The following is an 11,963-nucleotide window of genomic DNA, read 5'->3' as shown; positions in this document are numbered from 1 at the left end:
GCGCCACGAAGCAATAGCTTCTCCTGGATTCCTCTCCCGACTTAAGGTGACGCCGGATTCATTGATGGGGTTGAGGGAGGAATCTTTGAGTTTCATTCGGCGTGTTTTCCTGGCGTTGGTTCCCGTCGCGTTGCTCGTGGCCGTCGGAGTCGGGGCTCCGAGCGCGCTGGCGGCCCCCGACGCGACCGTGGGCGCGGCCTACGACATCCAGACGGGGCAGGCGCTCGCGCAGTGGGAGTGCAAGCTCGGCCACGTGTGCTTCTGGGACGACTTCCAGGGCAAGGGCAGACGCTGCATGTGGGAGAACCGGGACGACGACTGGACCAGCGGCACCGACAAGTGCTCGTGGGCGACCAGCGCGGAGGTCAAGTCCGTCTACAACCGCGGGCAGTCCTCGTCGCTGACCGGCGTCGTGTTCTACCGCAACACCGGCTACCACGACCGGATCGGATGCACCAAGCAGGGCCAGAAGGGCGATCTGGCTGGCACCTACCAGGTGCGGTCGCACCAGTGGACGAACGGCCGCTGCGGCTGATCCTCCGATAGCACGGGAACCGGGCGCGGGACAGCTGTCCCGCGCCCGGTTTTCATTGCGGAATTCGGCGGAGTGACACGGGCGGTAACGTGTTTCACGGTGACCTGGACTTCGGGAGGTTGCTGTGTTGCGCATCCATTTTTCCGCTGGTGATCTGGAGCGTACGCAGGTGGCGGAAAGGGTGGATCCGCTCTGGGAGATGGTGTTCAGCCGATTGCGGCTGACGGAGGGTCACAGCGGGCTGCTTTTGGAGCCGTGGCTGCGCGACGTCCGGCGCAACGGCGACAGACAGGTGATCCGTTCGGGCGTTCGTCTGCTGGCGGTGCTCTCACCGCTGGGGCCGTACTTCCCGGACTTCCTGACGCCGCCGGAGGGCGCGGACGGGCTGACCGCGGCACTCGACGCGATCCGTGCGACACCGCGCGCCCGGCTGCGCACCGAGTTCAAGCTGCTGGCCGAGGTGAGCCCGACACCGGGCTGGACCCGGCCGTTGGCGGAGGGCTGCGGCGGCGCGCTCGCGGAGCTCACCGACGCGCTCGCCCGGTACCACGCCGCGGTGATCGAGCCGTACAGCGCGGTGATCGACGAGGCGATCGAGACCGACCGGCTGCACCGCAGCGGCGCGGCAGGCTCGGTCGAGGGCCTGCTGCACGGGATGTGGCCGCTGATGAACTGGCGGCCGCCGGTGCTCGAGGTCCAGTACGCCTGCGACCGCGACCTGCACCTCAACGGGCGCGGGCTGCGGCTGGTGCCGTCGTACTTCTGCCGCCGCACACCCGTCGCGTTCGCCGATCCCGGGCTACCGCCGACCGTCGTCTACCCGGTGCACCACGACTGGACGTGGCAACGGCAGCTCACCAGCGGACGCCGTCAGGAGGGGTCGTTGGCGGCGTTGCTGGGCACCACGCGGTCCGCGGTGCTGGCGGCGGTCGGCACGGGAGCCACCACGACCGAGCTTGCGCAACGGCTCGGGGCGTCGCCGTCGGCAGTCAGCCGGCACACCACGGTACTGCGGGAGGCCGGGCTGCTGACGACGGAACGGGAGGGGATGTCCGTGCTGCACCAGCGGACGTTGCTCGGGTCGGCGTTGCTCGGGAGCAACTGAGGTTGCGGGCTACAGCTCGGCTACTCCTTCCGCCGCCGGGGACCGTTCCACCAACTTGTCCAACATCACCTGACGCAACTTGCAAAGACCGTCCGACAGCTGGAGTGTCCACGATCGGGTGGATGGCCGCCGCGATTGACACCGCAGCGGCCGAGCTGGCTCGTGTCCCGCGCCGGAAATCCGGCAACGAAGTCGTTCCTCACTGCCCGGCGTGTCCAGCCACGACACGCCGGTGCTGAAGAGTACGCGGGGAGCTTTCGTACTCTCGGAGCGGACGAAAGGTCCCCGCGTGCCAAAAGCACCGCGTTGTGCGAACAGGGACAGCGCGTCGCGTAGTCGGACGCACTGGCCCTGCTGCTCCGGTCAGGTGGTCAGCGCGACCGAGTCCGGTTGGTCTCGCGGTGCCGGAACCGCGGTGATACCGCCGGTGGTGTCCTTTGTGGTCGTGTGCTGCTGGAGGAGTCGGGTCGGCGTTGCCTGGGAGCAACTGAGGTTCGCTGGGCGCGGAATCCGTGGCGGCCGCCGGTGTCCCGGCGGTCCACTGGTGAGGTGGCGGCCTACGACGAGATCGCGGACTGGTACGAACTGGAGTTCCTCGGCGCCCAGCAGGACGATCCGATCGGGGTCGGCCGGGCGCTGCGGGATCTGCTCGGCGAGGGCAGCGGCGTGTGCCTGGAGATCGGGTGCGGGACCGGGGTGCACGCCGCGCTCGTGCGGGAGCTGGGGTGGACGCCCGTCGGTGTCGATCTCTCCGGCGGGATGCTGCGGCACGCCCGCGGCCGGTTGCCGGTCGCGCTGGCCGACGCGGCGCGACTGCCGTTGCGGGACGACAGCGTTCCCGCCGTGATCTCGGTGATGGTGCACACCGACATGCCCGAGTATCCGGCAGTGCTGCGCGAGGTGGCCAGGGTGCTGACGCCGGGTGGGCTGTTCGTGCACGTCGGTGTGCACCCGTGCTTCTGCGGCGGGTTCGCCGATCGCACGGACGAGGCCGCGGTCGTGATCAGGCCCGGTTACCTCGACGGGCACTGGACCAAGCAGTCGTGGACCGACAAGGGGATCCGGGACAAGGTTGGCGCGTCGCACTGGCCGTTGCCCGCGCTGCTCAACGCGTTCCTCGACGCGGGGCTCGCCGTCGAGCGGTTCACCGAGGGAGGGGCTCCCCTTCCCGTCGTGCTCGCTGTCGCCGCCACAACGCGACCAGGCACGCGCCGAACGCCCCGGCCGTGAGCAGCACGTGGATCGCACCGCCGAACCGCGTGGCGAACGTCAGCTCCGACCGCAACGGCACCGTGTCGACCATCAGCTCGTCGGTGTACATCCCGGTCTGCCGCACCACGCTGCCGTCCGGGCGGACCACCGCGCTCACGCCGCTGATCGCCGCGACGACGACGGCGCGGCCGTGTTCGATGGCGCGCAGGCGGGCCATGGCGAGTTGCTGGTAGGTCATCTCGCCGCGGCCGTACCAGGCGTTGTTGGTCGGCACCACGAGAACCTGCGCGCCCGCGGACGCGCTCTCCCGCAGGACGTAGTCGTAGGCGACCTCGTAGCAGATGCCGACGCCCACGCGGGTGTTCGCGATGTCCAGGACGCCGGGCTCGGTGCCCGCCTCGAGGTCCGGCTGATCGGCGAACGGGGTGACCTGGCGGGCCAGCGCGCGCAGGGGGATGTGTTCGGCGAACGGGACGAGTTCCTGCTTGGCGTACGACTTCCCCGCGCCGGTGCCGGGATTCCAGGCGATGACCGCGTTCTGGTTGTCCCGCAGGGCGCTGATGAGCGCAGGTACGCCGAGGTCGTCGACCGCGCTGTCGATCACCGGGTCGCGGTCGCGGGTCCTGGTGGCGCTCTCCGGCCACACCACGAGGTCCGGCTTGGGGATGGCGCCGCTGCGGATCTGCGCGGTGAGCTCGGCGGTCTTGCGCAGGTGGTTGGCGCGCAACGTGTTGCTCGCGTTGAGCAGGCCGAGCCCGATGTCGGGGGCGTTGCCCTGCACGACCGCGACGGTCCGCTGGCCGTTCTGCGCGTCGACGTTGACCAGCGGGCCGACCGCGAGCCCCGCCGCGAACGGCAGCACCGCCCAGCCGGCCTTCAGCCTCGGCAGCCAGGCCGCGAGGCCGAACCCGGTCAGGACCACCGCGAACGACACCAGCGGGGCGCCGCCGACGACCGCCAGCTGCCCGTACGGGCCGTCGACCTGGCCGAACGCCACGCGGCCCCACGGGAAGCCGTTGAACGGGACCAGGGCGCGCGCGGTCTCCTGCAGCACGAACAAGAGCGTCGCCCAGACCGGGGCCGCGGGCAGCCGCGAGACCAACGGGAAGAGTGCGCACACGCCGGAGATGAACGCGGCCATGATCGCCGACAGCGCGAGCCAGGGCCAGGGACCGAACTCGTCGCCGAGGAAGTGCTGGATCCACCACAGGTGCGGCAGGAAGAAGCCCAGCCCGAACACGAAGCCGAGGCCGGCGGAACGGCGGGCCCGCGTGCCCCGCAGCGCGAGCCACAGCAGGGCGAACGCCGGGACCGCGAGCCACCAGAGCGTGCGGGGAGGGAAGCTCAGGGCGAGCACGCCACCGGCCAGGGCGGCCGCGGCGTAGCGGGCGAGATCAGCTCTGCGCAACGGGCACCCGGCGCAGGACGAGGTACGCGCCGCCCACCAGGGCGATGCCCAGCGCGTACGCGGTGATCAGCTCCGGCACGCGGCCGGCGAAGTTGCCCGCGAGCGGCGGCACCAGCAGCGCGAACACGCCGACCAGCGCGGCGACCCCCGTGCGCCACCGACCCGCAGGAAGGCACGCCGCCAGCGGCAGCACGGCCCACAGCAGGTACCACGGCTGGATCACCGGCCCCAGCACCACGATCAGGCTCATCATCATTCCCAGCGCCATCACCTCGGAGACCCCGCCGCGCAGCTGACGGCTCAACACCACCGCGACTCCGCACAGGATCAGCACGAACCCCGCGATCCGTGCCGAGGAAATCATCGCCTGACCGCTTTCCGGCCCGAACACCGCACCCACCAGATAGCCGGGCCAGTTCGTCGGGGCCATCCAGCTGTTGACCTTCGACGGGGTCCCGAGCGCCTGCAACCAGCCGAATCCTGAGCCGCTGGCCAGCGACGTCGCCACCGACACCACGACGGCGGCCGCGACCATGCCCAGCCCGGCGAGCACGAACCGGACCCAGCCCCCGCCGAGCCTCCTCGCGCACGCCGTGCCCACGACGGCCAGCGCCACCAGCGCGGGCAGCTTGACCTGGGCTCCGAGCCCGATGAGCACCACACCGGCCGTGAACTGCCACCACCGCAGCTCCGGCAGCGCGTGCAACGCGATGACGGTGCCCGACAGCATGAGGCCGAGCATCAGCGCGTCATTGTGCATGCCGCCCACGAGGTGCCACAGCACCAACGGGTTGAGCACGCCGAGCCACAACGCGGTGCGCCGAGACGACCCCGCGAGCCTCGGCACCGCCCACACGATGAGCAGCAGGCCCAGCACCGCGACCAGCCGGTGCAGCAGGATGCCCGTGACGGGATCGCCGCCGGTGACCTGGGTGATCGTCCGTTCGACCGTGCTGAACAGCGGCCCGTACGGCGACGGCGTGTCGCGCCAGTAGACGCCGACCCGGTCGACGGCCTCCGCGCTCGCCCCGGCCGCCGGGCTGACCACGTTGGGGTCGAGTCCGTTGGCGGCCACCTCACCCTGGGCGAGGTAGCTGAACACGTCGGCGCTGAATAGCGGTGGCGCCACGAGCAGCGGCGCGCACCACCAGGCGAGCGTCCGCCGCAGCCACCCCGCGTCGGGCGTGGCGCGGCCGAGCAGCGCCCACGTCAGCACCACGAGCCCGGCGCCCGCGATGGCGAGTGCGAGCGCGACCGGCACCGCTCTGGTGGCCCACGCTCCCCCGGTGAGCAGCACGGCACCGCCGAATCCCGTCCAGCGCAACAGCTCCGGGCTTCCGGTGGTGACCGGCACCGGCCGGCGGTGGACGACTGTCGTCGGCATCTGCACGGAGGAGACAGTGCTTTCCGGACTGATCGTCACGCGTCCGACTGAGGTCGCGTTCCGGCGTACTACTTCAGGATGATCTTTTCTAGACCTGAGTCGGTCAACCCGCGAAGTCGTGCGTCATCCACACGGTGCCCCTGGCGTCGCGGATCACGACGATGCCGATGCGCTTGAAGGATTTGCTGAGAATGTTCTTGCGGTGGCCGTCGTTCGGCGGCTTCTCGTCGAGCATGCTCTGGGTCAGGCCGAGGGCCATCCTGGCGATCGGGTCGACGGCGTCCTTCACCGGACCGCCCATGCCGACGTTCTCGCCGACCGTGCTCCACTTGACGGCCGCCGCGGTGCTGCGCTCCCCCAGACCGGTCTCGCCGGGACACTGGTGCGACAGGCCGCAGCCGTTGCTCATCATCGCCCTGGTGTGCCGCTCGGCCGCGGTGACGAGGGCCGGGTCGACCTCCAACGCGGGCAGGCCCTGCGCCGCTCTGGCGTCGTTGATCATGGCCAGGACACGTTCTTCCGGGGTGGGGACGCGCACGGGTTCCGGGGTCTGGGTGGTCGTGGTCGTGGTGGTGGTCGACGACGTTGTGCTCGTGGTGGTCGTCTCTGCGACGGACGTGGTGACCGTCGTAGGCGGCAGGGTGTTCGGGATGGCGACGGCGGCCGGCGGGTCCGACGGGAACAGGACCGTCGCCCCGACCACGCCGACCAGCGCGCAGACCGCCGCCGCGCCGGCCACCGCCAGGACGGGTTTCGCGGACACCTTGCCGAGCAGGCCGGCCGGTTCAGCGAGGTGGGAGGCGAGCGCGACGGGCTCTTCCGCGTGCTCGCGGAGGTTCTCCAGCAACCGCGGCAGGTAGCTCGCGGGGAGGGTGAGCAGCGCGGCACCGGTGAGGATCCGCTCGACCGGCATCGCGTCGTCCACCCCGCGACGGCACCGCCCGCACTCGTCGACGTGCCGCAGGAGCCGCTTGCGCCACAACGGGCTCGGCTGCCCCGACCACCCCTGCGCCGCCTGGACGAGTCCGGGGCAGCGCGGCTCGGTGGACAAAGCCCGCACCAGATGCCGCACGGTCTCCAGGCGGCCCTTCAACCGGCTCAGCCGCACCGTCACCGCGTGGGCGCCGAGGTCGAGCGCGTCGATCACCTCGGCACGGGTCAGCTGCCCGACGCGCTCCAGCGTCCACAACGCCAGCAGCTCGCGGTCGGCCGGGTCCAGCCAGCGGGCGGCCTCGTCGACCTCCCGCCGTTGCTGGGCGAAGTGCAGCCGCGACAGGGCCACCTCGACGAACTCGGCCCCCGGATCGGCCCTGTCGTACTCCTCCAGCGGTGCCGGAGCCAGGTCCCGGCGGCGGTAGTGCTCGCGCACCTGGTTGATCGTCACCGCGACCAGCCACGACCGGAACCGCTCCGGCTCCCGTAACGAGTCGATGCCGCGGATCACCCGGAACATCGTGTCCTGCACGACGTCGTCGACGTCGGCGTCGGTGGACAGGGCTCTGCGGGCGACGTTGTAGACCAGAGGCAGGGAAGCCGCGACGACCGCGTCGAGCGCCGCACGATCACCGGCCCGTGCCGCGATCACCTGCTCCTCGTCCAGATGGCCCAGCCACTCCCGACCCGTCACGTCCAACACCCTCACTTCTCCGACGACTTCCGTACGCCTTGGGGAGACCGGGGAGTCTCGCCTCAGGTCACAGAAACCTGGCCGACTAGTGAGTCAGGTCACACGGCGACGACGGCCACGTTCGGCGCGGAGGAGTTCCGCGCCGAGCCGGCCAAGGTGGGAATGACTGACGAGCGCGTTCACTTCGAGCTATTCGACGCCGGGCACGGCGGGATCGACTACCGTTGTCCGCTTTCACTGGGGTGGTTGGCGGAAAGGCTGGTTCGTCGATGCGCGAGGTTGCGCTGCGTCCGATCGAGGACGCGGACCTGGACACGATCTTCGAGTTCATGCGGGATCCGGAGTCGGTCTGGATGGCCGCGTTCACCGCGGAGGACCCGGATGACCGCGAGGCGTTCGACGCCCACATGAGCAAGATCCGGGCACGCACCGACGTCACCAACCGCGTGATCGTCGGCGACGGGCGGGTCGTCGGCACCATCGCGATCTTCGTCATGGAGGGCGACCTCGAGATCACGTACTGGATCGACCGCGCGGTCTGGGGTCAGGGCGTGGCCGGGCGCGCGGTGGCGTCGATCCTGGAGGAGGTCACCGACCGGCCGATCTACGGGCGGGTCGCCAGCGACAACGCGGGTTCGCTGCGGGTGCTGGAGAAGGCGGGCTTCGAGAAGGTCGGCACCGACACCGGCTACGCGCCGGCCAGGAAGGAGGAGATCGAGGAGACGATCCTGCGGCTCAGCTGACGAACTTCTCGGTGCCGAGCACGCCGAGCAGCTGGATCTTGTCGAACGCCTCCGTGCGCGGCGGAGCGGTGAGCACGAGCAGCATCTGCGACTGGTCCTCGGTGAACAACGCCTGGCAGTCCACCTCGATCTCGCCGAGCTGGGGGTGGACGAGCACCTTGTGGTCCTCGAAGCGTTTCGCGACCTCGTGGCGCTCCCAGATCGCGGCGAACTCGGCGCTCTCGCGTTGCAGCACGCGGACCAGATCGCCCGCCCGCGACTTCGGGCCCATCGCGGCGTAGGCGGCGCGCAGGTTCGCGACCTGGGCGCGGCTCTGCCGGTCGCGGTCGTGCTCGGGATAGATCAGCCGCTCGTCGGGGTCGGTGAACCAGCGGTAGATCCCGCTGCGGGCGAGGCCGGTGAAGCGGGACGAGTCGCCGTAGAGCGCCTCGGCGAACCTGTTCTGCATCAGGATCTCGCCGAGGTTGTCGAGGATCAGCGCGGGTGTGTCGTCGAGGCGGTCCAGCACCCGTTGCAACGCCGGCGCGACGTGCGTGCCGGTGACCTGCGGCGACGGCGCGTTGCGGCCGGCGACCCGGAACAGGTAGTCGCGCTCGGCGTCGCTCAGCCTGAGTGCGCGGGCCAGCGCGGCCAGCATCTGCTCGCTCGGCTGCGGACCGCGTTGCTGTTCCAGGCGCGTGTAGTAGTCGGTGGACATCGCGGCGAGCGACGCGACCTCCTCGCGCCGCAAGCCGGGTGCCCGCCTGCGTGCTCCCGCGGGCAGGCCGACGTCCTCGGGCCTGAGCTCCTCCCGGCGGCGGCGGAGGAACGCCGCGAGTTCCACACGATCCATCTGCCCAGTATGGAGGGCTCAGCGCCGCCAACCAGGGATCGCCGATCCCCCGATGAGCGGTCTCTGCCGCCGCGCCGAGCGCTGCCCGAAGCTCGGTGCATGGACATCAGCGGAAACACCGTCTTCATTCCCGGCGCCACCAGCGGCATCGGCCTGGCGCTCGCCCGTGCCCTGCGGGAGCGCGGCAACACCGTGATCGTCGGCGGCCGCCGCACCGAGCTGCTCGAGAAGATCGCCGCGGACAATCCGGGCGTCGAGACCGTCCGGATCGACACCACCGACGCCGACAGCGTCCAGACCGCGGCCAAGGACGTGCTCGCCCGCTTCCCGTCGCTGAACGTGCTGATCACCATGGCGGGCGTCATGCGCGTCGAGGACTGGCACCACCCGGAGTCGTTCCTGGAGTCGGCGGAGAACATCGTGACGACGAACGTCCTCGGCCCGATCCGCCTGATCGCCGCGTTCGTCGAGCACTTCCAGACGCGGCCGGACGCCACGATCATGACCGTCTCGTCCGGCCTGGCCTTCGCACCGCTCAAGGTGACGCCGAGCTACAACGCGTCCAAGGCGGCCATCCACATGCTCAGCGAGTCCCTGCGCCTGCAGCTCGCCGACACGTCCGTGCGGGTCGTCGAGCTGGAGCCGCCGTCGGTGCGGACGGACCTCCTGCCGGGCCAGGCCGACAACGACCACGCCATGCCGCTCGACGAGTACGTCGCCGAGGTCATGAGCATCATCGAGACGCAGCCGGACGTGCGGGAGATCCAGGTCGAGCGGGTGAAGTTCCTGCGCTACGGCGAAGCGCGTGGCGACTACGACCAGGTCGTCGCCACGCTCAACGCCACCGACCCGCACTAATGCACGTGCCGCACCGTGAGGTTGGGATCGCGGGCGATCTCCTGCTCGGAGAACCGCTCGCTGACCCACTTCTTCTCCACGTACAGGCGCGCCTGGTCGTGGTGGTGCGGGGAGGCCTTGTCGGCGGACTGGCCGTAGACCAGGAGCGTGCTCGCGCGCGGTCCGTTCTTGGTCAGTTCCACGGCCATCACGAAGCTGGTTCCGTGCGGCACGTCGGGAATCTGGTTCAGCGGCCGTGGTGCGCCGGGCACGGAGATCACGTTGAAGCAGCCTTCCGGGCCGCGGCAGCCGTGGATCGGGATGCCCTCGTAGTGCTGGACGTCGTCGAGCGTCACGTCGACCGGGACTCCGGCGTTGGCAAAAGCCCTTACCGCATCTGCGAAAGCCCGTCCGACGCCGGGGTCGGCGGTGTTGATGCCGCGCGGGGTGTGAACGGGGTCGGCGGGGTCGTACGGCACCAGCCAGAAGTTCACGTTCGGCCGCCACGCCAGGTTGATGAACGTCCGCCAGAAGAACGCTCCCCTGCTGCGTTCGCCGGTGTCGCCGGTGCCGCTCCACTTCGCCAGCGTCGCGCAGGCCTCGCGGACGTCGACGCCGTTCAGCGTCGGATTGGCTCGGCACAACTCCACGACGGGCTTCAGGCCTTCCTCGGCGGTGAGGTTGCGGTTGCCGAACATCGTTGATTCCAAAGTGGACAGTGTGAAGCCGGGCCGGCCGAGACCGTCGCTGCCGTCCAGGCGGTCGGCGATCATGTCGAGGCCCAGGCGGGTGCGCGGGGACCGTTCAGTGCCGACGTCGCCGACGATCGACGGATAGCCGGTCAGCGGGGCGGCCGGGTTCGCGAGCCACGGGCTGTTGTTCATGTTGCTCACGTGGTCGTCGCGGATCAGGTGCGGCAACCGGTTCGGGCCCAGCACGCCCGGCCGGACCGCGTCGGCGTCGGTGCCCCAGCCACACGACGAACGGCTGCCGTCGAGGATCACCAGGCCGATGTCGGGACCGCCGGCGCACCGGGCTTTCTGCTCGTCGGTGACGTGCGGGACGACCTGGATGTCGCTGTAGTACGCGGTTGCGGTGGAGTCGGCGGCGAGCGTGTTCACCCACGGCAGCGCCTGGTGGCGGACGAGAGCCTGGTGCAGGTCGGGCACGCTGCGGGCACGGGCGATCGCGAGCCACTGGTCGACCACCGCGAGGTTGCCGGAGTTGGCGTCGCGCAACACGTGCGCCGTCGTGTCCGTCCACCGCAGCGGTCCGGGGTCGGCGACCAGCGGGCCGTCGGGGGTCCGGTACAGGGTTTTGGTGACCGGCTTGACGCTGCCGTCTGCCTGGCGCGCGGACACGGTGACCTGCTCGGCGATCATGCGCTGGGCCTGGCCGTCGACGAGATAGCTCGTCGGGGCGCCGGGAACGAGCGTGAGCCTGCTGACCGTCACGGTCTGCGCGTCGGACGCCGTGTGGGTCCAGCCCAGCCGGTCGTTGTGGCCGATGGCGACCACCGGCACCCCGTACAGCCCGGCGCCGCTCACGTTCAGCTCGCCGGGAATCGTGAGCTGGCTTTGGTAGAAGCGCCAGTCGTCGTCCCACTGCAGGTGCGGGTTGCCCAGCACCATGCCGGTGCCGCCGGTGGCCTGACGCCCGAGAGCGATGCCGTTGCTGCCCGGTCGTTGCTCGGAGCGCTGCACCAGCTTCGCCGGAGCCGGGGTGCCCGGCGGTTGCGCTGCCACCACGGGTTCCTGGAAGCCTTCACCGCCGGTGAGACCCGCGACCTGGTGGACGCGCCGCCACACGTCGAGCTCGGTGATCGGCCGCACCCACGCCGCGCCGCGGCACCGGGCGTCGGGAAGGTCGGCGACACCGGTCCTGGCGAGGTAGCGGTTGAAGCCGGTGACGTACCCGCTCACGAGGTCGCGGGCCTGCCGGGACGGCTGGGTCAGCGCCCGTTCGACCACACCGGACTGGTTGAGCCGCTGGTGGTAGAGGTCGCTGACGAGGTTGTTGTCACCGGACTCCGTGGTGGCGTCCGGACCGAACCACCGCGAGCGCTCCGCCGACAGCGTCACCACGATGTCGGCCATCATGCAGATGTTGTCCTCGGCGAACGCGTAACCGAGTCCCAGCCCCAGATTCCGGTAGTCGGCTGCTCGCACGTGCGGGATTCCGTAGGACGTGCGCCGGATCGTGGCGCCGTCTCCCCCTGCGTGGCTCACGGCAGGTAAGGCGAGCAACAACGTCAGCGACAAAGCGATCAGCCGCATGTTT

At 70.4% G+C, this 11,963-nt stretch carries 10 protein-coding genes; 5 read left to right on the top strand and 5 right to left on the bottom strand.

Going from position 1 to position 11,963, the window contains the following annotated elements:
• Window positions 1-85 precede the first annotated feature (85 nt).
• From JOD27_RS30245 to JOD27_RS30235, 3 genes are all read left to right on the top strand, one after another.
• Window positions 86-535, top strand: coding sequence for a peptidase inhibitor family I36 protein (locus tag JOD27_RS30245; protein ID WP_204765706.1), 450 nt, complete (start codon window positions 86-88; stop codon window positions 533-535).
• 169 nt (window positions 536-704) lie between these two features.
• A complete protein-coding gene (locus JOD27_RS46875; RefSeq protein WP_204765705.1) occupies window positions 705-1,640 on the top strand; it encodes an ArsR/SmtB family transcription factor in 936 nt (311 codons plus the stop codon).
• A 549-nt stretch (window positions 1,641-2,189) separates the two neighbouring features.
• Window positions 2,190-2,870, top strand: coding sequence for a class I SAM-dependent methyltransferase (locus JOD27_RS30235; protein WP_204765704.1), 681 nt, complete (start codon window positions 2,190-2,192; stop codon window positions 2,868-2,870).
• Here JOD27_RS30235 and lnt read toward each other — a convergent pair.
• The 3 genes from lnt to JOD27_RS30220 all read right to left on the bottom strand — a co-directional run bounded on the left by lnt (window position 2,785) and on the right by JOD27_RS30220 (window position 7,271).
• On the bottom strand, window positions 2,785-4,260 hold the full coding sequence (gene lnt / locus JOD27_RS30230; RefSeq protein WP_204765703.1) for an apolipoprotein N-acyltransferase: 1,476 nt from the start codon (window positions 4,258-4,260) through the stop codon (window positions 2,785-2,787). The genes JOD27_RS30235 and lnt overlap by 86 nt on opposite strands.
• Window positions 4,247-5,644 carry a polyprenol phosphomannose-dependent alpha 1,6 mannosyltransferase MptB gene (gene mptB / locus JOD27_RS30225; protein ID WP_204765925.1) on the bottom strand — a complete coding sequence of 466 codons (1,398 nt, stop codon included), beginning with the start codon at window positions 5,642-5,644 and terminating at the stop codon, window positions 4,247-4,249. The genes lnt and mptB overlap by 14 nt, the downstream gene beginning before the upstream one ends.
• A 103-nt stretch (window positions 5,645-5,747) precedes the next feature.
• Window positions 5,748-7,271 carry a sigma-70 family RNA polymerase sigma factor gene (locus tag JOD27_RS30220; protein WP_204765702.1) on the bottom strand — a complete coding sequence of 508 codons (1,524 nt, stop codon included), beginning with the start codon at window positions 7,269-7,271 and terminating at the stop codon, window positions 5,748-5,750.
• Window positions 7,272-7,540: 269 nt separating this feature from the next.
• Here JOD27_RS30220 and JOD27_RS30215 point away from each other — a divergent pair, with 269 nt between their 5' ends.
• Window positions 7,541-8,014 carry a GNAT family N-acetyltransferase gene (locus tag JOD27_RS30215; RefSeq protein ID WP_204765701.1) on the top strand — a complete coding sequence of 158 codons (474 nt, stop codon included), beginning with the start codon at window positions 7,541-7,543 and terminating at the stop codon, window positions 8,012-8,014.
• Here the strand turns inward: JOD27_RS30215 and JOD27_RS30210 are convergent.
• Window positions 8,007-8,846 carry a helix-turn-helix transcriptional regulator gene (locus JOD27_RS30210; protein WP_204765700.1) on the bottom strand — a complete coding sequence of 280 codons (840 nt, stop codon included), beginning with the start codon at window positions 8,844-8,846 and terminating at the stop codon, window positions 8,007-8,009. The two genes, JOD27_RS30215 and JOD27_RS30210, sit on opposite strands and share 8 nt — an antisense overlap.
• A 99-nt stretch (window positions 8,847-8,945) precedes the next feature.
• On the opposite strand from JOD27_RS30210, the gene JOD27_RS30205 reads away from it, so the two are divergent.
• On the top strand, window positions 8,946-9,704 hold the full coding sequence (locus JOD27_RS30205) for an SDR family oxidoreductase (RefSeq protein ID WP_204765699.1): 759 nt from the start codon (window positions 8,946-8,948) through the stop codon (window positions 9,702-9,704).
• Here the strand turns inward: JOD27_RS30205 and JOD27_RS30200 are convergent.
• A complete protein-coding gene (locus JOD27_RS30200; protein WP_204765698.1) occupies window positions 9,701-11,959 on the bottom strand; it encodes a penicillin acylase family protein in 2,259 nt (752 codons plus the stop codon). The two genes, JOD27_RS30205 and JOD27_RS30200, sit on opposite strands and share 4 nt — an antisense overlap.
• Window positions 11,960-11,963 lie beyond the last annotated feature (4 nt).

This window comes from Lentzea nigeriaca (assembly GCF_016907955.1).
Classification (GTDB): domain Bacteria; phylum Actinomycetota; class Actinomycetes; order Mycobacteriales; family Pseudonocardiaceae; genus Lentzea; species Lentzea nigeriaca.
The sequence above is the reverse complement of the archived record's forward strand: the minus strand, read 5'-3'. Positions and strand labels throughout refer to the sequence as shown.

What these genes read in the sequence shown, in the direction of transcription:
- JOD27_RS30215 (WP_204765701.1), top strand. Translation starts at nt 7,541, where the DNA reads ATGCGCGAGGTTGCGCTGCGTCCGATCGAGGACGCGGACCTGGACACG.
- JOD27_RS30210 (WP_204765700.1), bottom strand. Translation starts at nt 8,846, where the DNA reads ATGGATCGTGTGGAACTCGCGGCGTTCCTCCGCCGCCGCCGGGAGGAG.
- JOD27_RS30205 (WP_204765699.1), top strand. Translation starts at nt 8,946, where the DNA reads ATGGACATCAGCGGAAACACCGTCTTCATTCCCGGCGCCACCAGCGGC.
- JOD27_RS30200 (WP_204765698.1), bottom strand. Translation starts at nt 11,959, where the DNA reads ATGCGGCTGATCGCTTTGTCGCTGACGTTGTTGCTCGCCTTACCTGCC.
- mptB (WP_204765925.1), bottom strand. Translation starts at nt 5,644, where the DNA reads ATGCCGACGACAGTCGTCCACCGCCGGCCGGTGCCGGTCACCACCGGA.